Below are 23,075 nucleotides of genomic sequence, written 5' to 3'. Positions count from 1 at the left end.
AGCAGGGGGGCGGCTATAGCGTCTCGACGCACTCCCGGCAGTACCGGAACCCGCGCTCGTTGACCGTGCCGCAGTGGCCACAGCGCCACCCGCCCGACGGCACCGGGTCGCTGGGGTCGGCGTCTCCCGACCGCTGTTCACGCGCGTCGGGCACGCCCTCGCGCCAGCGCTCGCGTCCGTCGACGACGATACGGACCAGTACCGGGAGCGCCGCGGCGAGGGCCACCAGTGCCATGGCGGTGAGGACGACGACGTACACCTCCCCGAACGAGACCATGTGCACGTTACGTGCCGGGCGCGAGTAGTTCCTGTGGTCGCGTGGGCCGGCCCCACTCAGACGTGGCGGAAGAGCTCGAGCGTGTACCCGTCGGGGTCCTCGACGAACGCGGCTTCGGCGTCGGCGGCCTCGATCTCGGTCGGTTCGAGCACCGGCGCGGCGCCGGCCGAGAGCGCCCGCTCGTAGGCGGCCTCGACGTCGTCGACGGTGAACGCGACGTGGTCGACGTCGGCCCGCGACGGGGCGATGGGCGTCGTCCGGTCGGGGTCGTAGCGGAGCTGGATGTCGCCGTCGCCCTCGCCGCCGTCGGCCAGGTAGACGTTCTCGACGCCGTCCAGGGTGAACCGGTGGGTCTCCTCGAGGCCCAGCGCGCCGTAAAAATCCATCGCGCGGTCGAGGTCCGAGACACAGAGTGCGGTGTGTGCGAGGTCCATGCGGTGCGGTTCGAGGGCGGGTCGAAAGACAGTACCGGTCCGGCGAGCCAGGTAATCCGGCCCGTCGCCGCACCTTTGCCGCTCGAGTTACATGTCCGACGCAGGATGCGACGGGTCGAACCGACGACGCTCCTGCTCGAGTACACGCAGGACAAGGTCGCGGTCGTCGAACCGGATGGCACCTACACCTACGTCAACGGGGCCGTCGAGCACATACTGGGCTACGAACCGGAACGTCTGCTCGGCGAGAACGCCTTCGAGTATGTCCACCCAGACGACCGGGCGTCGGTCCACGAGCAGTTCGCGGCGCTGACCGGCGCCGACGTGGCCTTCGAGACGGACACGGCGACGTACCGCCATCGGGCGAGCGGGGCGACTGGGTGTGGCTCGAGAGTCGGATGGCGAACCTGGCGGATTCGGACCTCGGGGGCTACGTCGTCAGTTCGCGGGACATCACCGACCGCGTCGAGGCCGAGCGCGAGCGCCGTGAGACCCGCGACCGACTGGCGGAGCTCGCCGACGCGACAGACGACGTCCTGTGGGTGTTCGACAGCGACTGGTCGGAGCTATTGTTTTGTAATCCGGCCTACGAGAACCTCTTTGGCCGGCCCGTCGAGGAACTCGAGGGCGACCCGCGGAGCTTCCTCGAGGGCGTCTACCCGCCCGACCGCCCGGTGGCCCGCGAAGCGATGGAGCGGCTCTCGAACGGGGAACCGACCGACCAGGAGATACGCGTCAACCCGACGACCGGCTACAACCGCTGGGTCTGGGTCCAGGGCGAGCCGATACGGCAGGACGGGGAGGTCGTCCGCATCGCCGGGTTCACCCGCGACGTCACCCATCGGCGCCGCCGCGAGCGACAGCTGCTCGTCATCGACAACTTCCTGCGCCACAACATCCGCAACCAGCTGAACGTCGTCCTGGGCAACGTCGAGACGCTGGAGACAGACTCCGAGGCCGACGCCGCCGAGCGCACCGCGCTGATACGCCGGGCCGGCGAGACACTCCTCGAGACGGCCGAGAAACAGCGCGAGATCGTAGACATCCTGACCGAGCGGCCGCGGGCGGCGACGACGCACGTCGGCGACGTCGTCGAGGTGGCCGTCGCTTCCCTCCGGGACCGGTTCCCCGCGGCCGACATCCACGTAGACGTCGCCGACGCGACGGTCCGTGCCCCTTCAGAGCTCCAGTGTGCGGTAGCCGAACTCGTCGAGAACGCCATCTGCCACAGTCGCGGCGACGCCCCGAGGGTCGAGGTCACCGTCCGGACGCGTGGCGATCGAGTCGAGCTCGCCGTCTCGGACGACGGCCCACCGATACCGGCGCCGGACCGGCGCGTCCTGCTTGGCGACCACGAGATGACCCCGGTCGACCACAGCCGCGGCGTCGGGCTCTGGCTCGTCTACTGGGTGGTGGATATCGCGAACGGGCAGATCGACCACGAGCACGACGTGGACGGCAATACCGTCACCGTCACCTTACGGCGCGCCGAGTGAGCGAGGCGCGGGCAGGACATATTTAGTCCGACTGGTCGAGGGAGCTAGTATGGAGTACACGACGCTCGGCTCGACCGGCATCGAAGTCAGCAAGATCTGTCTCGGGTGCATGAGTTTCGGCAGCGGCCGCGAGTGGATGCTCGACGCCGAGGAGGGTCGCGAACTCGTCGAGCGGGCCATCGACCTCGGCATCAACTTCTTCGACACCGCCAACGTCTACTCGGCGGGCGAGAGCGAGGAGATACTCGGCGACGTGCTGGCCGACTACGACCGCGACCAGCAGGTCGTCGCGACGAAGGTCCGGTTCCCGGGGGCGACCGAGCACCGGAACGCGCGCGGGCTCTCCCGGAAGACCATCGAGCAGGAGCTGTCGAACTCGCTTTCCCGCCTGGAGATGGATACCGTCGACCTCTACCAGATCCACCGCTGGGACTACGACACGCCCATCGAGACGACGCTGCGGGCGCTGGACGACGCCGTCCGCCGCGGCCAGGTCCGCCACATCGGGGCCTCCTCGATGTGGGCCCACCAGTTCCAGGAGGCGCTGCACGTCAGCGACCGCGAGGGACTGGCCCGCTTCGAGACGATGCAGGACCTCTATCACCTGACCTACCGCGAGGAGGAACGCGAGATGTACCCGCTCTGTGAGAAAGAGAGCGTCGGCGTCCTCCCGTGGAGTCCGCTCGGTGCGGGCTACCTGACGCGCCCCCACGAGGAGTTCAAGACGACGAGCCGCGGGGTCCACGAGACCGAGAACGCGGAGGTCCCGTACCACGAGGGCCCGGGCAGCGAGGAGATAAACGAGCGGGTGCAGGAACTGGCGGCCGACTACGGCGTGACGATGGCCCAGATCGCGCTGGCCTGGCACTTCCAGAACGACAACGTCACCGCGCCCATCGTCGGGACCTCGAGCATCGAGCACCTCGAGGACGCGGTGGAGGCGCTGGAGGTCGACCTCTCGGCGTCGGACGTGGCGTATCTCGAGGCGCCCTACGAGCCGGTTGAAGTGTACGGGCACGAGTAGCGAGGGGCGCGAACGAACGCAGCGAGTGAGCGGCCCTCGTACGACGAGCGGGGAGCGACAGCGACCCGCGAGTAGCGAGACTCCGAGCACCGCGAGCAAATCTCGGAATGCGAGCCAGAAGCGAGCAGCCTACGCGTCCGCGCGGGCGTCGTCGAGCAGTGCCTGGACGTCGACCGGTTCGCCGCGCCGACTGCTCTCGATGGCCGCGAAGACGATGGCCATCGACTGGAGGTTGTCGTGGACGTTCGTCGCCATCGGTTCGCCGCCGTCGAGCCAGTCACAGAACTGCTCGACGAGCCAGGCGTTGCCCCAGGTCGCTCGGTCCGCGAGGGGGACCGGGAGGCCGTCGCCGTCGGCGTCCTCGGAGTCGCCATCGGCCGCCTCCGGGTCGCCGCCGTCCGAGGCCGTGGCCTCGGCTCCCTCGTCGGCCTCGTCGCTCGCGTCGTGGGGCCGGTAGGGGTAGCGGCGCACCTCGCGGCGGTCGAGCACGACCGTCTCGTCGCGACACTCGGCGCGGAACATCTCGTTGCCCCAGCCGTTGCGCTCGGTGGCGTTGGCGTAGCTGCCCTCGTAGATCGCGCGCGTGTCGTCGGCGAAGGTCAGCGTGACGAACCCGGTGCTGTGGCCGGCGTAGTCGGCCCACTCGGGCGTCCACGTCTCGGCGTAGACCCGCTCACAGGGGGCGTCCGCGAGCGAGGCGAGGATGTCGAGGTGGTGGACCGCGCCGTCGAGCAGGAGGAGGTCGTCCATCTCGTAGACGTACGGCGAGTAGTAGCCGCGCTTGCGGACGGCGCCGGCGAACCGGCCCGCGAGGTAGTCGATGGGGCCGGCCGAGCCGTCCCTGACCGCCCGACGGAAGGTGGTCTTGTCGCGGTCGAAGCGGTGGCTCATCGTGATGCCCATCTTCGCGTCGGCGTCGGCGACCTTCCGGGCGATGCGGACCGACGCCTCGAGGGTGTCGGCGATGGGTTTCTCCGAGAGGATGTCACAGCCGTGCTCGAGCGCGGTGTCGACGACGACCTCGTGGGCGCCCGGCGGGGTGACGACCGTGACGAAGTCGGCGTCGCGCTCGGTGAGGGCGGTATCGAGGTCGGTGTAACAGCGCGACGGCGGGAGACCGAGGTGCTCCTCGGCGCGTTCGAGTCGGTCGGGGTCGGTGTCGACGGCGGCGGCCACCTCGATGCGGCCGGCCTCGACGTTCGGCGGGAGGACGTCCTCGACCCAGTGGGTTCCCTGCCCACCCAGGCCGACGTGGACCAGTCGGTGTGTCATGGGGGCGTTACCGGACTCGCGGGTAAATATCGCACTATTCGGCGTCGGGGAACTCGACCGCCCGTTGCAGGCCGTCCTCGGCGACGAACACCTCGCCGTCGAACACCTCGGCGGCCTCGGCCCCAAGCTGGTCGGCCTGTCCGGCGTACCGCGTCGAAACGTGGGTCAGCGCCAGCGTCGAGACACCGGCCTGCCGGGCGACGTCGGCGGCCTCCGCGGCCGTCGAGTGGGCCGTCGCCTGCGCGCGGTCGGCCCGGTCCTGGGCGAAGGTGGCGTCGTGGATGAGGAGGTCGGCGTCCTCGCTGGCGTCGACGACGCTGTCGGTCGGGAGTGTATCGCCGGTGTAGACCAGCGTCCGCCCGGGGCGAGGTGGGCCGACGACCTCCTCGGGCTGGACGGTCCGGCCGTCGTGTTCGACCGGTTCGCCGCGGTGGAGCTTCGAGTACTTGGGCCCCGGCGAGATGCCCAGTTCCTCCTCGGCTTTCTCGCGGTCGAAGCGGCCCTTCCGGTCGGCCTCCTCGAGGACATAGCCCACGGAGGGACAGCGGTGGCGGGTCGCGATGGCCCGGACCTCGTAGTCATCGCGCGCGAGTGCCACGTCGCCGGCCGACACCTCGTTGATGCGGACCGGGTACGACGGCGACGCGCCGTTGGCCTCGATGAGTTGCCGGATGTTCCCGCGCGTGCCGGCGGGCGTGTGGATGGCTATCGGCGCGTCCCGTTCGTTGAAGTCCCACGTCTGCAGGAGGCCGGGAATCCCCAGGACGTGGTCGCCATGCAGGTGGGTGACAAACAGGTGCTCGACGGCGAACCCGGTCCCGTAGCGCATCATCTGGCGCTGGGTCCCCTCCCCGCAGTCGAACAGGAGGTAGTCGCCCTCCCGGTTGACGAAGACGCTGCTGGTGTTTCGCTGGGTCGTCGGAATCGCCCCACTCGTCCCGAGGAACGTCACGCGCATCTCGTCTGCCCGTCGGCCACCGACGGGTAAACGCGTGTCGGATGCCCGCGCCGGAACCAGCAAGTTCTGCGATACCCCCCGGTTGCACTGTTTATTGGGTACTGCTTCGCCCGTGAACGGCAGCCCCCTATTATAACAGACGGGGGTACCACAGGGCAGCGCGTCACGGCCGCTTCGGGGAGAGCCCGGACTTTCCGTTCATGGGGGGTTCCTTCCGTTCCGAACGGCCGGCCCGGTTTACTTTGGCCCAGTGTCCTCCCGGCCGCAGGCAACTGAGAGCAGATGCTACGGACCCAGACCGCCGGAAGCCCGGTTCATTCGGCGACAAATGATTGCTTTGTCCTGGATAGTGACAGATTTGTCTACAGTTTGGCCGTCCTTCTCGGCTGAACGGTAGGCCCGCTTTATGTCACGTTCGCTCTATCGAACGTTCGTACTGTCGGGTCTCCGACACCCGGGCAGTGACAACCACACAATGAATCGAAAGGTACTCGCGCTCTCCCTCGTCGTCGTCACCGTCGGCGCCATCGCCTTCCAGGTCGGTGGCGTCGCAGCCCAGCAAGACGGCAGTGGGAATCAACCGACAGCATCGGGACTCACAGTAACAGAACTGACGGCACCGGCGAGCGCCACACCGGGCGACAACGTGACGGTGCTCGCGACAGTGTCGAACCCCACCGACGAGCGACAGACCGAGTCGGTCGAATTCCGCTTTGCCGGGAGCGTCGTCGACCGGCAGCTCGTCTCGGTCGCCGCGGGCGAGACACAGACGGTCCGGCTCTCGGCCGCCACGGCGGGCATCGAGGCCGGCACCTACGTCCACGGTGTCTTCACGGAGACAGACGGTCAGATGGCAGAGATAACCCTCTCGCAGTCCTACACACTCGATGACCTGGATGCTCCGTCCTCGGTCACCCAGGGTGAGACCGTCGTCGTCAACGCCACCGTGTCGAACCCCAACGAGTTCCAGACCACACAGCCCGTCGAGTTCAGACTGGCCGGCGACCTCGTCGCCAGCGAGTCGGTGACGCTCAACGGCAGCGAGACGACCACCGTGACCTTCGAGGTCCCGACCGACGACGTCGACCCGGGAACCTACGTCCACAGCGTGTTCACACGCGACGACGGTGCGTTCTCGGAGCTCGAGATCACCGAGGGGATGACCGAGACGCCGACGGAGACTGAGACGCCGACCGAGACCGAGACACCGACGGAGACCGAGACGGAAACGGCAACCGAGACTGCGACTTCAACCGAGACCGAAACCGAGACCGAAATGGCAACAGAAACCGAGACCTGACTGCGGCGTCGGCCCCTGCCGACCCCTGTCATCCGTTCACATTTTTAACGGTGCCCGTCGTAGCCGCGTCCATGAAGTTCGTCATCGTCGGCTACGGCCGCGTCGGAACCCGGACCGCGAGAATCCTCAAGAGCGAAGGGCACGACGTCACCATCGTCGAGCGTGACCACGAGAAGGTCGACAGAGCCAGGGAGGCCGGGTTCGAGGCCATCCAGGGCGACGGCAACGACGAGTCCCTGCTGGTCGAGGCAGGCATCGAGACGGCCGACGCAATCGGCGGGCTCACGGGCGACCTGAACGTGAACTTCACCGCCTGTATGGTCGGCCGCGAGTACGGCTGTCGGACGGTCCTGCGTATCGACGCCGACTACCGCGAGGAGATCTACGAGAAGTACGCCGCGGACGTCGACGAGATAATCTACCCCGAGCGACTGGGGCCGCCGGCGCGAAGACGGCGCTGCTCGGCGGGGACTTCAACGTCCTCGCGGACCTGACCGAACAGCTCTCCGTCGCGAGCGTCACCGTCCCCGACGGGTCGCCGGTCATCGGCAAGCGCGTCGTCGAGGTCGACCTGCCCGGTGACGCTCACATCTACGCCCACGGCCGCAGTCACGAACCGATGAGCATCCCGCTCCCACAGACGGTCATCGAGGCCGGCGACAGCGTCGCCATCATGAGCACGCCCGACGAGCTCGAGGCCGTACGCGCGTCGCTGCGCGGCGAGGCGTCTGCCTGAGAGATACCGGAACCCAGAAAGGGGGGATGGGTTTCGGTGTCCGGGCGCGCCGTTCGGGAGGATGGGAAATCGAGGCCGTCAGAGCGCGCCCGTACTGAGGCGAGACCACGGCCGAATATAAACACCCGTCAGACGCACGACCGACGCGCGGCGGACAGTCACGGGGCGGCTTTTTCCCGGCGCGTGTCGTCTGTGGGGTATGACCTGGAGCGAGCTGTTCGAGCGCGCAGCGGAGTACGAGACGAGCGTCGAGGCCGTCCGCGAGGCGCTCGAGACCCACCGTGGCGATGCCTGAGGCGTCGCCCGCCCGCGTCGTCGCGGACGCGGACGTGCTGGCGGCAGACCTGCTGTGTGGCGACGAGTCCGGCAACGCCGCCCGGGCGGCGCTCGACCACGTCCGCCGGCACTCCTGGATGGAACTGGTCGCCAGCGACCCTGCTCGAGGACGCCCGGACAGTCGTCGAATCGCTCGCCGACGCGACGCTGGCCGCGGACTGGCGCGAGCGCATCGGGCGCGAGCGGGCGGCCGTCGAGCATCCGCCGGGCGACCACCCGGCGCTCGCCTCGGCCTACCGCGGCGGTGCTGCCCACCTGCTCACCTACGACGAGGGGCTCAGAAGTGCGAAGACGGGCGCCTCGCTGCAGTCACACATGTCCCTGAGCGTCCGGCCACCCGACGCCTTCGCCCGCCTGTTCGACCCCGAAGCCCTGTACGAGGCGGTCGAAGGGGGTACCTACCCCGGGCCGGACCGGGACCCGCGCGTCTAGTCCGAGACACCGGGCGCGACCGTCGCGTCCGTCGCGGGTCGCTCCTGGCCACGCGCGTCGACCTCGAACTGCGCGAGGAGGTCCTGCAGTTCGTCGGTCCGACGCGCCACCGACGACACCTCCTCGGAGACCTCGGTGATGGTCGCGGTCTGCTCTTGGGTGGCGGCCGCGACCGATTCGGCCTCCTTGCTGGTCTGTTCGCTCACGGTCGCCACCTCGTCGACCATCGCGACGACCTCCTGGGTCGTCTCTGCCTGCTCGCTGGTCGCGCCGGAGATCTCCTGGATGGCGTCGTTGACCTCGCCCAGGACGTCCACGATGTCCTCGAAGTCCCGCAGCGCCCTCGATTGTGTCCGTGCTCTCGGAGACGCGCTCGTTCATGTCCTCGACGTCGGTGACCGTCTGCGTGGCCTCGTCCTGGACGGCCTGGATGCGGTCGGAGATGTCGGCGGCGGCGTCGCGGGTCTCCTCGGCAAGGGCCTTTACCTCGTCTGCGACGACGGCGAAGCCGTCACCGGAGGCGTCGGCGCGGGCGGCCTCGATGGAGGCGTTCAGCGCGAGCATGTTGGTCTGCTCTGCGACCTCGGTGATGACGTCGACGATCTCGTCGATCTCGCCGACCTCGTCGACGAGTCCCTCGACCGCGCTGGCGATCTCGCCGATTCGGGCCTCCATCTCGTCGAGTTCGTCGATGGCGACGGCGGCCTCCTCCCGCCCACTCCGTCCCCGCTCGGCGGCCTGCTGGGCGGTCTGGGCCGCGTCGTCGGCGGTCGCGGCGATCTCCTCGACGGTCGCGGAGAGGGTGTTCATCTCCGAGGCGACGTCGTCGTGGCGGTCGGACTGCTGGCTCGCCCCCGCGGAGATGTCCTGTATCGACCGGGCGACCTCGTCGCTGGCGCGGTCGATCTCCTCGACGCTCTCGACGAAGCGGTCGGTCGTCTCGGAGACCTCCTCGGCGAAGGCAGTCACCTCGCCGACCGTCTCACCCAGCGTCGTCACGAGGTCGTTGTAGTTCTCGACGACCGCCTGAAACAGCTCGTCGTCGACGTCGCCGTCGAAGTCGTCGTCGAGCGTGGCGGTGAGGTCGCCCTCCTTCGCGCGCTCGGCCGCCTCCGCGAAGGCCGTCACGAGATCCCGCAGCGCCTGTGAGCGTGCCTCCAGGTCGTCGGTCATCGCCTGGAGTTCTGTCGTGTAGTCGTCGAGACTGGCGGCCATCCGCTCGAGCGACCGCCCGAAGTTCCCGGGGACGTCCTCGTCTAAGACGTCGGCGTCGAACTCCTGGCGGGAGAGGGCGTCGGCCTGCCGCGAGACCGTCTCGAGGTGGGACTGCATCGACGCGAACGAGGCCGTGAGACTCGCCACCTCGTCGTCCCGTTCGCTGTCGGGGACGTCGACGTCGATCTCGCCGGCGGCGATCTGGGCAGCGGCCTCGTCCAGCGCCACGATGGGGCGGACGAAGTCCTCGCGTGTGATAAAGACCGTGTTCACGAACGCCAGGGCTGCACCAGAGAGGAGGACGGCGGTGAGGACGAGCTGGAGCGTCCCCGACAGCGTGAACGTGACGGCCGCGAGTGCGATGGAGACGCCGAGCTGGATGCCGACGGCGGCCAGCACCTTGCGTTTGATAGAGCCCGAGACGCCGATAAGGTCCATCGAGGTCCGTATCAGCCCCTTGTACGTGTCGATGGGGTCGAGTGGCATATGGACGTATTACCACCGACTCCCCTTTCAATGACCCGGCCTCTTTGCAGAATATGATAACCAGTCCGGCCGTGAGGGCGCCGTGGCGGAGTCGACCCCGACCCGCTCACCGGTCGCTGTTGACCCAGTGGGCCACCCGCCGGACCAGCGGCCGGGGGCTCAGACGCCCCAGCAGGTCGACGGCCCGCATCGCCCTGCTCGGGACGACGACGGTCTCGCCGTCCATCAGGCCCTCGTAGGCGGCCGCGGCGACGGCTTCCGGGGTGTTCGAGGCACGGGACCCGACGCTGGAGTCGCCCATCCCGGCGCGGGACTGGAACTCCGTGTCGACGGGGCCGGGACAGACCAGCGTCACGTCGACCGGCGTCTCGCGCAGCTCCTCGGCGATGGCCTCGGTGAAGCTGTTGACGTAGGCCTTGCTGGCGTAGTAGCCCGCCATCTGCGGGCCGGGCTGGAAGCCCGCGACGGAGCCGACGTTCAGTACTTGCCCGCCGTCGGCGAAGTCCCCGAGGAACAGGCGGGTCAGTTCGACGGGGAGGACGACGTTCAGGTGGAGCTGGGTGCGCTCGGCGCCCAGATCGCTCTCGCGGAAGGGGCCGTAGGTCCCGACCCCGACGTTGTTGACCAGAACCTCGACGTCGAGCCCGCGGCCCCGGACGGTCTCGTAGAGATCCCTGGCGGCCCCGTTCCGGTCTAAGTCCATCGTGATGGGTGTCACGGCCACGCCGTGGTCGCGTTCGAGGTCGCTGGCGAGCGACTCCAGGCGGTCCTCGCGGCGGGCGACGGGGACGACGTCGTGGCCGTGGCTCGCGAACTCTCGGGCCAGCGCCGCGCCGATACCCGCCGACGCGCCGGTGACGAGTGCGGTCCCGCGCCCACTCATTCGCCGGTCTCGCGGCCGGCGTACCACTCGGCGAACTTCGCCAGCGCCCGGCCGCGGTGGGAGATGGCGTTTTTCTCCTCGGTGCTCATCTCGGCGAAGGTGGTCCCGTCGTGTTCGAAGATAGGGTCGAAGCCGAACCCACCGTCGCCACGCGGCGCGACGATCTCCCCGGGGACCCACCCCTCGAACAGCTTGACCGGCAGTCGCCCTCGCGGACCTGTTCGTCGGTCGTCGCCGTGTCGCGCTCGGCGGCCGCGAGGTCCTGCCCTCGCCGGTCGGTGGTATCGACCGGCTCCGGGGTCGCCTCGAACGGCCCGCCGTCGCAGTAAGCGATGACCGTCTTGAACGCCGCCGAGCGGTCGGCTTCGGGTTCGGTCATGCGCCAGACGCGCTCGACGCCGACGGTGTCCTCCACGTACGAAGAGTACGGGCCGGGGAAGCCGTCGAAGGCGTCGATGAACAGACCGGCGTCGTCGACGATGACCGGGCCGTCGGCCGCCCGGTAGGCCTCGCGGGCGCCCTGGGCGGCCACCGTCCCGAGGTCGTCGGCCTGGACCTCCGGGTAGTCGAAGTCGAACTGGCGCACCTCGTCGTCGAGGTACTCTGTCGCCTCCCGGACCTTCCCGAGATTGGTCGTCACGAAAGACAGCATACCGGCAACGGGTCGCCGGCGGTCAAAGAGCCGTCGAAACGCGCCGTAGCGATCGTTGTAACTGTGTCCCGTACGACCGCACGACGTCGTGCGGTCAGTACGGAACCGATCGCAACGGCCGCGATCAGTCGACGATGACTTCGACTGGTTCGTCCTCGGTCTCGGCGCTTTCCTCGGTGCGGCTGTTGCGTTCGAGATACAGCATCGCGCCCGCGACCACGAGGACGACCCACGACCGCCAGTTGGCCAGGTTCAGCGTGTAGCCGATGCCGAAGGGCTTCTCGACCAGCATCCCATCACCTGGTTGCCAGTACGAGGAGACCAGCCGCTTGAAGCTCGGTCGCTCGAAGTTGTACGGCACGCCGAAGATGGACCCGGACTGTGGTTTATCTGCCATGTTCCCTCTTACTCCCCGCGAGGGTAAATCAGTTGTCCACTCTGCAAGTCTGACAGGGTCAGGCCAGCCCCACCGAGCGGAGGATGGTAAAGAGCACGTCGCCGTAGGTCAGCGAGACGACCAGGCCGACCAACATCGGGACGAGGAACGGGATTCCGGGCGATACCCAGACCGTCTCGCGGGCGGCGAGCACCTCCAGGCCCTCACGCAGTTGCTCGGGGGTCGTCCCGTAGGCCGAGTGGTCGATGTCCGCGAGGAACCGCTCGGCGCCCCAGGGATCTGGCTTCCCGGCAGTGCCCCACGCCGGTCCGCCGCCGTCGGTGACCAGCGCCCCGTCACCGGGCGGGTTCGGGACCTCGGGCAGCGTCTCGGGGTTGCGGTACCGGTCCGGGTCCGCGACCACGTCCTCAAGCGTGAGGCCGCGCCACTGCAGGTACATCCGTAGGGCGTCCAGGTCGAGGCCCTGTCGCGTGAACCCGTCCGGCGCCGAGAGCAACCGTCCGTACTCGCCGGAGACGTCCGCGACGGCGACTGGCCGGCCGATGAACATGGCCAGCGAGAAGTGCCCCCGGGCGAGGTTCCCGACGGCCACCGCCAGCGGGTAGGCGACGCCGGCGAGCACCGTGTTCGAGAGCACCGTCAGCGAGAACACGCCGATGGGCGTCTGCTGGAGCGGCAGCGCGACGGAGGGGGTCGACAGCAGGTAGGTGGGATAGACGGGAAAGAGCACGGCGACGAGCATGAACGCCTTGGCGTCGGCCCCGCCGAACCCGCCGATGTACCAGAAGCCGTAGGAAAGCGGGGCGACGAACCCGAGGCTGATGGCCACGCGCAAGAAAAACAGGCGGCCGCCGGTCGGCGCGGTCCAGACGGCGTAGGCGTCCCACGCCAGCAAGACGACGGCGAGGGCGGCCAGGGGCAGCCACGTCCGGTTGGGGACCCGGCGCGTCTTCACGTCGCGGTAGGCCGCCCACGCGAAGACGGGGACGGCGAGCAGCCGCAACAGGTCCGGTATCGACCCGAGCACGACGACACCTCCCGCGGGGACCATCCTAATCCTTCCGGTGGCGCGACCGGGACGCCGTGGCGGTCGCTGTCCGGTACGTTCGCGTCAGACCGCAAAACTGCAGGTATCTTTTATATGACGCGGTTCTGCAGGTAGTCGAGGTGCTTCGCGTTGTAGACGATCTTGACCTCGTCGGCGTCGGGGCTGCCGATGCAGGTCAAGCGGACGTTCTTGTCTTCGACCTCCTCGTCGGAGAGGATCTGCTGCATGTCCATGTCGATGTCGCCCTCGAGGACGATGGCGGCACAGTTCGCACAGGCACCGGCGCGACACGAGAAGGGCCAGTCGTAGCCCTGTGCCTCGGCGGCCTCGAGGATGTACTCGCCCTCGTTGACCTCGATGGTTCCGTGGTCCTCCTCGTCGAGGCCGGCGTCTGCGGCCTGGTCGAAGAGGTCGTCGGCGTACAGGTCCCAGCCCTGGTCGTCCACTACTTCGTAGTTAAGGTACTCAACGGTTGGCATCACCTGCGAGGTTCGGACCCCGACTTGTTAGACTTTGCCCTTCAGGCCGGCTTCGCGGAGGGCGATTCGGGTCAGGCGACCGGCAGAAACCGGAAGACGAGGTAGGCGGCCACCGTCGCGATGGAGGGGACGACGTTCTGGAGGAAGATGACCCGTGCCGTGGTTCCGGGCTCGAAGAGGTCCGACGCCGAGGGGATGTCGTCACGGGACTCCTCGCCGATGGGTTCGGGGTGTTTCGGCGTCTCGGTCCGGTCGCCGACGGTCGGGGCGTCGTCGGCCGTCAGCGACCCGACGGAGGCGACCGGCACCTCGCCTTTGACCGTGTCGGTGAGCCGGGTCGTCCGTGTCGCACGGCCCCAGCCCAGGCCGACGATGCTCATCGTGGCGATGATGACGAAACTGGCGGGGATACCGAGCGCCGAGAGGAAGGTGACGATGGTCGAGGCGACGGCGGCGACGACGATGGCCGCCACCAGCGGGAGGTCCGTGAGGTCGTTGCCCACGGTGTCCATCGTCCGGCGGGCGATGGTGAACGCCCCCAGCCCGATGGCGCCACCGCCCAGCAGGATCGCCGGCGTCATGTCGAGCGACCCGTTGCCGACCAGCGGGGCGACGGCGTTGGCGACGTTCGACGCCCCGGCCGAGAAGCCCATGTAACAGCCGATGCCGATGACGACCATCGTCCCGACGAACTCCCGGGGTGTGGTGTTCTCGCCCAGCCGGACCGTGGGTATCGCCCCGAGCGGTCGACGTCGACCAGCGAGCCCTCGCTCTGGGAGATGGCGAACACCTCGACCAGCCGGGGATAGAAGTACCGACCGATGACGCCGCTGACCCAGAAGGCGATGATGGGCGAGACGAGCCACCAGGAGACGATCTCCAGCATCAGGCCGGCGTTGAGCGTCCCCCGGGCGAGCCCGAGGCCGGCGATGGCACCCACCGCGGTCATCGACGTCGAGGCCGGGACGCCGGCGACGTTCGAGAGGAAGAGCGCGAAGCCGATGAAAAAGAGGACGACGATGCTGATCAGCGGCGAGAAGGAGGTGGCGACGAGGTCGCTCCCGAGGCTCCGGACGACGGCCGGCCCGACAATGAGGCCGCCGGCGAGGGCGAAGACGGTCATCAGCGCCGCCGCCGACAGCTTCGAGAGGGTGTTGCTCCCGACGGCCGGGCCGAAGGCGACGCCGGTCGAGGAGCCACCGATGTTGAACCCGACGAAATAGCCACGATGATCCCGATAGCGAAGAGCACCTCGACCATGTCCGGGTCCAGACCGGCCGCCGGCTAAAGCGTACCGAACACGACCGCTCGTGACCCGGGCTGACACGAACCGGGGGCGGTCACTCCATCCCGAGGCTGCCGAGGTAGACCAGGCCGAGGCCGCCGACGAGTATCAGCACGCCGGAGACGAGGTCGTAGCCCGTCAGGACCCGGCTGCCGACCTCGCCCGCCGCAAAGAGGCTGAAGGCGGCCGCGCTGGGGAGCGGGCGGGCCGCCAGCGAGCGCCAGAACTGCCGCGCCGACAGGCGAAAGCCCTCGACGCCGCCGTCGAAGCGGGCCCGCAGCGAGTCGTCGTCGGGGTTCGGTGCCGGTTCGAGCCCGGCGAGATCGTCCCGGTCGACGGTGACGACACGCCCGGTGTGGACCCGCTCGCCATCGCCGTCGCCGACTTCCAGCAGCGTCACCGTCGCCTCCCTGGTTCCGACGACCCGGTAGACGCCGGCCTCGAGGGGGGCGGCAGCGTCCGTCCCGTGCGCGCGGAGGTGAGACCCTACCGCGGGGCCCTCGTCAGCTACCGCCGGCCCGTTCTCGCTCACTCCCACGGGTGCCACCCGGGTTTGTCGGGCCACAGCGGGTACCAGTACTCCTTCTCTTTCTCGATGGATATCTCGCCGTCGAGGTTGCTCTCCAGTTTGAACTCCGCCGTCGAGTCCCGCTCGTGGCTCTCGCGCCGGTCGGGCGCGAACGGGTAGTAGGCCCCGCGGCGGAACGAGTAGACCCAGTAGGCCGGCTGGCCGTCGTGTTCGCGCTCGAAGGAGAACAGCGCCGCGAGCAGTCGCGACCCGTAACGCCGTTCCACGAGCGTGTCGGCGGCGAAGTGGATGGCCGTCAGCAGGTCCTCGAAGTCCGGGTCCTCGAAGACGATCCACTGGTAGCCGTGGTCGTCCGTCTCGAAGGTCGCCTCCGTGCCCGTCTCGACCTTGCCGGCCTCGAGGATGGACTCGACTTCCTCCATCGCGTCCCGGAAGTCCGTGTTGTCCACGTCGGCGAAACAGAGGGCGGCTTCGCCGGTCGGTTCGTAGCCCAGCTCCGCCTCCATCGTGATGTAGGCGGTGCTCATCCCGAAGAGGTCGTCGGGGTCGGCGTCCCGGGTGGCGTCGGCCTCGGCTTTCATCCCGAGGGCGCTCTTGAGTCCGTCCAGCAGTCCCATACTACCGTTGTGGGGGTCGACCCTCAAGTGGTTTCGCTCCTAGCATGAGGGGATTACACGTCAGCAGTGGTCGGTATCGAGAACCAGAAAGCCCCCGGGCGCTCGACTACTGCGACTCGCTGCGCGAGCTCGCTTCGCTCGCGTGCTTACATCGTCTCGAACGTCGAGCGCCCGGCCCCTTTCAGTCCCGCCCGTTGAATGGTTGGGAGCCGACACGTGGTGGGACTGAAAGGGACGACACGCTGGACGAGGGCGGACGACGCAAGCACCGCAACGCAGTGAGGAGCGCAGCGAGACCCCCGAATCCAGCGTGTCGGGGCTTTCTGTACGTGGAAACAGCGAGATGAGCAGACTACCCGACAGTAACCAGATTCAGCCACACGGCAACCAGGGCGTTCGGTACTGAGGGTCTACTCAGTGAGCAGTTCCATTTGGCCACCTTCAACTAGCCCGTGACAACGCTTACAGAGCGTAATGAGGTTCCCCAACTCGTTCGCTTTCTCGTAACTGTCAAAGTCACCGAACCGAGTCTTATGATGGACTACGGGGACACAACCGTACTCTTGCTCATGTTCTTGTTTGCTCATGAGACAGGATTGACATCGGTAATTGTCACGTTCCCTGGCTCGCCTACGCTGTTTCCTCCAGTCTGGCCCGTAATAGCGATCATATCCGCCTCTATAACGAGGATGATTTTCGCCAGAGAGATGTTCTGAACGCCATTCGATCATACACTCCTGCGAGCAAAACCGACTCTCGTCTACCTTGGCTGGTCTCACCTGTCTTTTGTCCCCGCAGGTTTCGCATCTTATAGTTATCTTCCCTCCTTGCCATACTCGGGATTCTTCTCCCGTCTGCTGAGACATGAAAGTCCCCTTACAGTCGTAGTCGCAGAAGAATCGGCTCCGTTCCCTAACCTCAGATGGTGTCCGTTCGTTTGTTTGACCACAATAGGAACACTCTACTGACACTGATCCGTAACTTTTCCCAGCCTGCTCGGGTGTGTTATCTTTCCAGTGTTCCGAATGGCTAGTCGGGTCTAGTTCCGCAGATTGTAGAACACTATTCCAGCTACCGAACCGGTTTTTTAACGTCTTTGAGTTGTGTTTTCCGTGTTCATCGTACACCATCACAGGTGGAGAACGGCCTATTTTGTCGGCCACCCTTCGGAGATCATCAAGCAGCGTTTCATCTGAAATCTTTTCCTCGCCAGTCTCAAATCCAGCGGCCCTTTTTAATTCTTCAAACGATTCGAACCGTCTGTAGATCGGGGTGCTGCTGTAACTCCCATATTCGTTGTACTCGGCCAAAGTTGGCCGTGAGTCTAACTCGTCACTGACCTGCTGATAGTCTTCGATGAGAGCCTCTCGCGTGACTCGTTTCATGAGGTGATTCCCCGAGGTTGTGAGTATATTCCCGACAACCGGAAATTAGTTTTTCGAGGGGTTTCTTTAGAATAGTACTCTCACATCCCACTAACCAGTTCAGTCATCGGAACAGATATCCGCAGTTCGGCCTCTACGCTTCCCGAGATATTGATTTGGCTTAATATCCCTCTAACTCCCGCTCCAAGTCACGCAACCGCTCGATACGCTTCTCCGTCGACGGGTGCGTCGAGAACAGTCGCCCGAGCCACCCCGACTTGATGGGGATGATGAAGAAGGCGTTCATCTCCGCCTCCGAGCGGAGGTCCTCCTTGGGGACCTTGTCCATCCGGCCGTCGATCTTCATCAGGGCGTTGGCCAGCGCGGCCGGTTTGCCCGTGATGACCGCCCCGCCGCGGTCGGCGGCGTACTCGCGGTAGCGGCTGAGCGCCCGGATGAGCAGGAAGGAGATAATCCAGACGGCCAGCGAGACGAGGATTGCGACGAAGACGGGGACCTGTTGCTGGCCGCCGCGGTCCCGGCCCCCGGAGAACAGCCAGCCCCAGCGGACGATGAGGAAGGCGATGGTCGAGAGGAACGAGGCGATAGTCATCACCGCCACGTCGCGGTTCTTGATGTGGGCCAGCTCGTGGGCGATGACCCCCTCCAGTTCCTCCTGGTCGAGGGTGTTCATGATGCCCGTGGTCACACAGACCGCCGAGTTCTTCTTCGAGCGACCGGTCGCGAAGGCGTTGGGCACCCGCGAGTCGGCGACAGCCACCTTGGGTTTGGGCAGGTCGGCCTGCTGGGAGAGTCGGTCGATAGTGCGGTGGAGTTCCGGGTACTCTTTCTCGCTGACCTCCTTTGCCCCCATCGAGTAGAGCGCGATCTTGTCGCTGAAGAAGAACTGCACGAACAGGAACCCGCCCATCACGACGGCGATGAGCGCCAGGTTCTGGAAGTACAGCGTCAGCGCACCGAGGAAGACGATATACAGGGCGAACAGGAGGAACATCGTGAGCGCCATCCGCCCACGGAGCCCAGTCGGTTTGCCACTCCATGGACCGGGGTAGGTGACGGAGCCTCTAAAACCTCGTCATCGTGTGCCGGGAACGCACGATATCGCCGGCCGGGACACCGAGCATTTGTACGGCCGGGCCGAACGGGGCTCATGACCGAGACAGTCATCGTCACCGGCGGCCGCGGCCGCTCCGGGCGCTGGATCTGCGATCACCTGGCGAACGAGGGGTATCACGTCGTCTGTGTCGACCTCGACCACCCCGGCTGGGAGGTGCCCGTCCGCGAACGCATCGAGTTTAAAGCCGTCGACGTGACCGACGGCGCGGAGGTCCGGGACCTCGTCAGCGAGGTCAGCCCCGACGCCGTCGTTCACTGGGCGGCGATTCCGGCCCCCGAACGCCACGCCGGCACCCGAGTCTTCGACACGAACGTCTCGGCGACCTACAACGTCTTAGACGCCGCCGGGCGAGCGGGCGCCGACGTCGTCTGGGCGTCCTCCGAGAGCGCCTACGGCCTGGCCTTCGCCGAGGAGACGCCGCTGCCTGCCTACCTCCCGATGGATGTCGACCACCCGATGGCCCCCGAGGACCCCTACGGCACCTCGAAGGTGGCCGGCGAGGAGGTTGCGAAGATGGTCGTCCGCCGCGACGGCGTTTCGGTGGCCTCGATCCGCCCCTCCTGGATCCAGTATCCCGGGGCCTACACTTGTCGGGACGTCGCCGAGGGCGACATCGACGGCGGCGCGGGCAACTGCTGGTCGTACGTCGACGTGCGGGACGTCACGACCATGGTCTCGGCCGCGCTCGAGGCCGACATCGACGGGCACGAGGCGTTCCACGCCGCCGCGGCCGACAACTACGTCGGCCGGCCGACGGCCGACCTGGTCGAGGCGGTCTGGGGCGAACTGCCCGCGGAGTGTGAACTCGACGGCGACCAGTCGGCGCTCTCGACGGCGAACGCCCAGGGTCTGCTCAAGTGGGAGCCGGCCCACTCGTGGCGCGAGGCGGCCGACGAGTCGGTTCCCGAGCCGAGTCTGCTCGAGGCGTGACGCCGGCGGCGAGCAAACGCAATACGTAACCGGCTGAGCCCAGTACGACGGGACAATGAGCCGGTCTGGAGCCTTCTGCCCGCGGTGTGGCGACGAGATGTCGGGTGTGCCCGACGACCGACCGGACCTGCCGGGCGCGCGCCGGGACTCAGAGCGGGTGCTGTGTGACGCCTGTTACTTCGACGCGTTCGAGCTCGTCGACGCGCCCGAGGAGATCCAGGTCCAGGTCTGTGCCCACTGCGGGGCGGTCCACAAGGGGAACCGCTGGGTGGACGTCGGCGCCGACGACTACACGGACATCGCCGTCGAGCAGGTCAGCGAGGCGCTGGGCGTCCACGTCGACGCCCAGTCCATCGCCTGGCAGGTCGCCCCCGAGCACCTCGACGAGAACAACATCCGGATGCACGCCGAGTTCTCCGGCGTCGTCCGCGAGACACCGGTCACCGAGGAGGTGGTCGTACCGGTCAGCATCTCCCGGCAGACCTGCGAGCGCTGCGGGAAGATCGCCGGCGGCTCCTTCGCCAGCATCGTCCAGGTCCGGGCCGACGAGCGCGACCCGACCGACGAGGAGGTCGAGCGGGCCAAATCCATCGCCGAGGCGTACGTCGCCGAGCGCGAGGCCACCGGCGACCGCAACGCCTTCATCACAGAGAAAAAGGAGATTCCGGAGGGCCTGAACATGAAGATATCGACGACCCAGATGGGCCACGGCATCGCGAAACGCATCACGGCCCAGCTGGGTGGCTCGTACTCGGACTCGAAGCGCCTCATCACCGAGGACGAGGACGGCCAGCCGGTCTACCGGATGACCTACGCGGTCCGCCTGCCACGCTACCGACAGGGCGAGATAATCGATCCCGAGGACGGCGAGGGTCCCGTCCTGGTCCGCTCGGTCCAGGGGAACCTCAAGGGAGTCCGCCTAGCCACGGGCGACCACTTCGAGGCGAGCTTCGAGGACGAGGACGCCCCGACGCCGAGCGCCTGGGCTTCCGCGAGGACGGCCAGCGCACGACGCTCGTCGCCGTCGAGGACGAGAACGCCGTCCAGGTGCTGGACCCCGAGACCTTCGAGAGCGTGACGGTTCCGCGCCCGGACTACCTCGATACGGGCGCCGACGAGGTGCCGGTGCTGAAGAGCCGGGCGGGCCTGCACGTCCTGCCCGAGCACGGAGCCAGCGACGACGATGCCTGAGGAAGCGCCCGGAGACCGACGCCTCGCCGTCGTCGTGGGCAAGCCGCGCGCCCAGTCGGTCATCGACGCACTGGAAGCGGAGGGCGTCTACGACCCCGACCGGAGCGTCCGCTCGTGGGACACGGACAGCGTGGCCGTCCCGGTGACCGATCCCCCGACGACAGTCGAGGTCCGCGAAGTCGTCCAGCAGGTAGGCGAACCACGCCTCCGGACGCTCGAGGACCACCTCCGGGAGCGTGGCTGGAGCGACGACGAACTCGACCGGGCCCCCTCGTCGTGGGCCGTCGTCGGCAGCGTCGTCCTGGTCGACGTGGGCGACGCCCCACGGCCCGAGGAGGTCGGGCAGGCGCTGCTGGCGCTCCACGGCGAGGCCGACACCGTGCTCTCGCGGGGCGGCATCTCGGGGCCCACCGCGAACCAGACGTCGCAGTCCTCGCCGGCGAGGGCGACACCGAGACGGTCCACACTGAGCACGGCACGCAGTACGGCCTGGACCTCGCGGAGGTGATGTTCTCGCCGGGCAACAAGGCCGAGCGGGCGCGGATGGGGGAAATCGTCAATCAGGGCGAGCGCGTGCTGGACATGTTCGCCGGCATCGGCTACTTCACGCTGCCGATGGCCCGGGCGGGCGCGCAGGTCACGGCGGTCGAACGCAACCCGACGGCCTTTCGCTACCTGGTCGAGAACGTGCGTCGAAACGGCGTCGACGACCGCGTGCGCCCCTATCGGGCCGATTGCAGGGACGTCGTCCGCGCGGGCCTGAGCGGAGCGAGGGGGCGCGGAACGGAGGAGCGGGAAGCGACCGGCGGAGAGCGACCCGAGAGTCCAGGCCTGGGCGAGGCGGAGACGGTCGACCGTGTGATGATGGGCTACTACGAGGCCCACGAGTACCTCGACGCGGCCCTCGCTGCGCTGAAGCCCGGCGGCGTCGTCCACATGCACGAGGCCACGCCCGAGGCGCTGGTCTTCGACCGGCCCGTCGAGCGCCTCGAGGCGGCAGCGGCCGACGCCGACCGGTCGATGGAGGTGCTCGAGACGCACAAAGTGAAAGGGTACAGCGAGGGCGTCGCTCACGTCGTCGTGGACGCCAGAATCACCTGAGCGGCGACGAGCAGGCCGGTAGGCGCTCGTTACCGGGCCAGGGGCACTCGGTACCGGGCCTGAGGCGCTCGTTCCGCGGCGACGGCCGCTACCACGTCAGCCCCTCGTAGGTGATGCCATCCCGGCGCTCGACGATGCGGCGGCCGTCGACCACGACGGGGGCCGCCATCGCGTCGAACTCGTCGTCCAGGGCCGCGAACTCGTCCCAGTCGGTGACGACGACGGCGCCGGCGGCCCCCTCCAGCGCGGCGGCGGCCGAGTCGGCGTACTCGAGGTCGGGGTACTGCTCGCGCATGTTCTCGGTGGCGACGGGGTCGTAGGCGACGACGTCGGCACCCCTGGCCTGCAGGCCCTCGATGACCGGTACCGCGCGGGTGTTGCGGATGTCGTCGGTCCCGGGCTTGAACGCCAGGCCCAGCACCGCGACGCGCTCGCCGCTGACGTCGACGTGCTCGTCCAGCAGGGAGAGCAGGCGTTCTGGCTGGGCATCGTTGAGTTCGACGGCCGCCGAGAGCATCGTCGGGTCGTACCCGCGCTCGCGGGCCGCCGCGATGATGGCGTCGGTGTCCTTCGGGAAGCAACTCCCGCCCCATCCCACCCCGCTGCGGAGGAACTGCTCGCCGATGCGGTCGTCCAGGCCGATGGCCGCGGCCACCTCGTAGGCGTCGACGCCGAACTCCTTGCAGACGTTCCCGATGTCGTTGATGAGGCTCACCTTCGCCGCGAGGAAGGTGTTGTTGGCGTACTTTATCATCTCGGCCTCGGCGATGCCCGTCTCCACGACCGGCACGTCGCCGTCGGCGGCCTCCCGGAGCGGGGCGTACAGGTCGTGGAGGGTGGCGAGCGCGCGCTCGTCGTCGGTCCCGAAGACCAGCTTGTCGGGGTCGAGGAAGTCCGCGACGGCGGTCCCCTCGCGCTGGAACTCGGGGTTCGAGGCGACCAGGAAGTCACGGCCGTACTCGAGGCCGGCCTCGGCGATGCGGGCCGCGAGCACCTCCTCGGTCGTCGTGGGCACCACGGTCGATTTCGTCACCACGAGGTGCGGGCCGTCGCGGTCGGCGGCGGCCAGGGCCTCGCCGACGGCGGTCGCGCCGGCCTCCATGTACTGGAGGTCGATGCTCCCGTCTTCGTTGGAAGGGGTCGGCAGTGCCAGCATCGTCAGGTCCGTCTCGGGGACGACGCCGTAGTCGGTGGTCGCCCGGAGGCGCCCGCCACCGTGTTCGGCGACCAGTTCGTCCAGGCCGGGTTCGTGGATGGGGGACTCGCCGGCGTTGACGGCCGCGACGACGTCCTCGTCGACGTCGATGGTCGTGACGTGATGGCCGAGGTCGGCGAGACACGCTGCGACAGTGGTACCGACGTACCCGCTGCCGACGATGCTGACGTTCATCGGCCGTGGCTTTGCGAGCGCCGCCCTTGAGAATTCGGGTCCTACTCCCGGCGCCGGGTCGGGCAGTAACGAGTATCTAGCAGGGGCTTCCCGCACTGATAACGC

General features: G+C 67.8%; 16 protein-coding genes and 9 pseudogenes. 9 read left to right on the top strand and 16 right to left on the bottom strand.

Going from position 1 to position 23,075, the window contains the following annotated elements; all coding sequences use genetic code 11:
• Positions 1-13: 13 nt before the first annotated feature.
• Both P1N55_RS12605 and P1N55_RS12600 read right to left on the bottom strand, forming a co-directional pair.
• Positions 14-277 carry a DUF7577 domain-containing protein gene (locus P1N55_RS12605; RefSeq protein ID WP_276275908.1) on the bottom strand — a complete coding sequence of 88 codons (264 nt, stop codon included), beginning with the start codon at positions 275-277 and terminating at the stop codon, positions 14-16.
• Between the two features lie 56 nt (positions 278-333).
• Positions 334-711: a VOC family protein gene (locus P1N55_RS12600; RefSeq protein ID WP_276275907.1), complete on the bottom strand. Its 378-nt coding sequence runs from the start codon at positions 709-711 to the stop codon at positions 334-336.
• 105 nt (positions 712-816) lie between these two features.
• Between P1N55_RS12600 and P1N55_RS19790 the strand changes: the two are divergent.
• The 3 genes and pseudogenes from P1N55_RS19790 to P1N55_RS12585 all read left to right on the top strand — a co-directional run.
• Positions 817-993: pseudogene (locus tag P1N55_RS19790) on the top strand (PAS domain-containing protein); the annotation flags it as partial.
• A 116-nt stretch (positions 994-1,109) separates the two neighbouring features.
• Positions 1,110-2,207, top strand: a complete 1,098-nt coding sequence (locus P1N55_RS12590; RefSeq protein ID WP_276275905.1) for a sensor histidine kinase — start codon at positions 1,110-1,112, stop codon at positions 2,205-2,207.
• 49 nt (positions 2,208-2,256) lie between these two features.
• Positions 2,257-3,231 carry an aldo/keto reductase gene (locus P1N55_RS12585; RefSeq protein WP_276275904.1) on the top strand — a complete coding sequence of 325 codons (975 nt, stop codon included), beginning with the start codon at positions 2,257-2,259 and terminating at the stop codon, positions 3,229-3,231.
• A 129-nt stretch (positions 3,232-3,360) separates the two neighbouring features.
• Here P1N55_RS12585 and P1N55_RS12580 read toward each other — a convergent pair whose 3' ends face one another.
• Entirely contained in the window at positions 3,361-4,503 is a 1,143-nt protein-coding gene (locus P1N55_RS12580; protein WP_276275903.1) for a Gfo/Idh/MocA family oxidoreductase, read from the bottom strand.
• A 34-nt stretch (positions 4,504-4,537) separates the two neighbouring features.
• On the bottom strand, positions 4,538-5,461 hold the full coding sequence (rnz, locus tag P1N55_RS12575) for a ribonuclease Z (protein WP_276275902.1): 924 nt from the start codon (positions 5,459-5,461) through the stop codon (positions 4,538-4,540).
• Between the two features lie 475 nt (positions 5,462-5,936).
• On the opposite strand from rnz, the gene P1N55_RS12570 reads away from it, so the two are divergent.
• The 3 genes and pseudogenes from P1N55_RS12570 to P1N55_RS12560 all read left to right on the top strand — a co-directional run bounded on the left by P1N55_RS12570 (position 5,937) and on the right by P1N55_RS12560 (position 8,265).
• The gene (locus P1N55_RS12570) at positions 5,937-6,761 is read left to right on the top strand and encodes a CARDB domain-containing protein (protein WP_276275901.1); all 825 of its coding nucleotides are present in this window, start codon (positions 5,937-5,939) and stop codon (positions 6,759-6,761) included.
• Between the two features lie 71 nt (positions 6,762-6,832).
• A pseudogene (locus P1N55_RS12565) lies at positions 6,833-7,497 on the top strand (potassium channel family protein).
• A 287-nt stretch (positions 7,498-7,784) separates the two neighbouring features.
• Positions 7,785-8,265: pseudogene (locus tag P1N55_RS12560) on the top strand (DUF7384 family protein).
• Here the strand turns inward: P1N55_RS12560 and P1N55_RS12555 are convergent.
• The 11 genes and pseudogenes from P1N55_RS12555 to htpX form a co-directional block, all read right to left on the bottom strand.
• Positions 8,262-9,966: pseudogene (locus tag P1N55_RS12555) on the bottom strand (methyl-accepting chemotaxis protein). The pseudogenes P1N55_RS12560 and P1N55_RS12555 sit on opposite strands and share 4 nt — an antisense overlap.
• A 106-nt stretch (positions 9,967-10,072) precedes the next feature.
• A complete protein-coding gene (locus P1N55_RS12550) occupies positions 10,073-10,849 on the bottom strand; it encodes an SDR family NAD(P)-dependent oxidoreductase (protein WP_276275900.1) in 777 nt (258 codons plus the stop codon).
• A pseudogene (locus tag P1N55_RS12545) lies at positions 10,846-11,501 on the bottom strand (non-canonical purine NTP pyrophosphatase). Before P1N55_RS12545 ends, P1N55_RS12550 begins: the two are co-directional and overlap by 4 nt.
• A 124-nt stretch (positions 11,502-11,625) precedes the next feature.
• Entirely contained in the window at positions 11,626-11,898 is a 273-nt protein-coding gene (locus P1N55_RS12540) for a DUF5808 domain-containing protein (protein WP_276275899.1), read from the bottom strand.
• Between the two features lie 58 nt (positions 11,899-11,956).
• On the bottom strand, positions 11,957-12,925 hold the full coding sequence (locus P1N55_RS12535) for an A24 family peptidase (RefSeq protein ID WP_276278727.1): 969 nt from the start codon (positions 12,923-12,925) through the stop codon (positions 11,957-11,959).
• Positions 12,926-13,035: 110 nt separating this feature from the next.
• Positions 13,036-13,425, bottom strand: coding sequence for a ferredoxin Fer (gene fer, locus P1N55_RS12530; RefSeq protein ID WP_276275898.1), 390 nt, complete (start codon positions 13,423-13,425; stop codon positions 13,036-13,038).
• Between the two features lie 71 nt (positions 13,426-13,496).
• Positions 13,497-14,685, bottom strand: a pseudogene (locus P1N55_RS12525) (anion permease).
• Between the two features lie 80 nt (positions 14,686-14,765).
• Positions 14,766-15,257, bottom strand: coding sequence for a hypothetical protein (locus P1N55_RS12520; RefSeq protein ID WP_276275897.1), 492 nt, complete (start codon positions 15,255-15,257; stop codon positions 14,766-14,768).
• Positions 15,239-15,856, bottom strand: a complete 618-nt coding sequence (gene pspAB, locus P1N55_RS12515) for a PspA-associated protein PspAB (RefSeq protein ID WP_276275896.1) — start codon at positions 15,854-15,856, stop codon at positions 15,239-15,241. Before pspAB ends, P1N55_RS12520 begins: the two co-directional genes overlap by 19 nt.
• Before the next feature lie 410 nt (positions 15,857-16,266).
• On the bottom strand, positions 16,267-17,241 hold the full coding sequence (locus P1N55_RS19990; RefSeq protein ID WP_379689881.1) for a homing endonuclease associated repeat-containing protein: 975 nt from the start codon (positions 17,239-17,241) through the stop codon (positions 16,267-16,269).
• Between the two features lie 160 nt (positions 17,242-17,401).
• Positions 17,402-18,281 (bottom strand): annotated as a pseudogene (htpX, locus tag P1N55_RS12510) (zinc metalloprotease HtpX).
• 110 nt (positions 18,282-18,391) lie between these two features.
• On the opposite strand from htpX, the gene P1N55_RS12505 reads away from it, so the two are divergent.
• From P1N55_RS12505 to P1N55_RS12495, 3 genes and pseudogenes are all read left to right on the top strand, one after another.
• Positions 18,392-19,288 (top strand): NAD-dependent epimerase/dehydratase family protein, encoded by an 897-nt coding sequence (locus P1N55_RS12505; RefSeq protein WP_276275895.1) that lies wholly within the window; start codon positions 18,392-18,394, stop codon positions 19,286-19,288.
• Positions 19,289-19,343: 55 nt separating this feature from the next.
• A pseudogene (locus P1N55_RS12500) lies at positions 19,344-20,479 on the top strand (60S ribosomal export protein NMD3).
• Positions 20,472-21,580: pseudogene (locus tag P1N55_RS12495) on the top strand (class I SAM-dependent methyltransferase). Before P1N55_RS12500 ends, P1N55_RS12495 begins: the two co-directional pseudogenes overlap by 8 nt.
• Positions 21,581-21,668: 88 nt before the next feature.
• On the opposite strand, the gene aglM reads toward P1N55_RS12495, so the two are convergent.
• A complete protein-coding gene (gene aglM / locus P1N55_RS12490) occupies positions 21,669-22,970 on the bottom strand; it encodes a UDP-glucose 6-dehydrogenase AglM (protein ID WP_276275894.1) in 1,302 nt (433 codons plus the stop codon).
• Positions 22,971-23,075 lie beyond the last annotated feature (105 nt).

This window comes from Haloarcula regularis, assembly GCF_029338315.1.
GTDB lineage: Archaea > Halobacteriota > Halobacteria > Halobacteriales > Haloarculaceae > Haloarcula > Haloarcula regularis.
The sequence above is the reverse complement of the archived record's forward strand: the minus strand, read 5'-3'. Positions and strand labels throughout refer to the sequence as shown.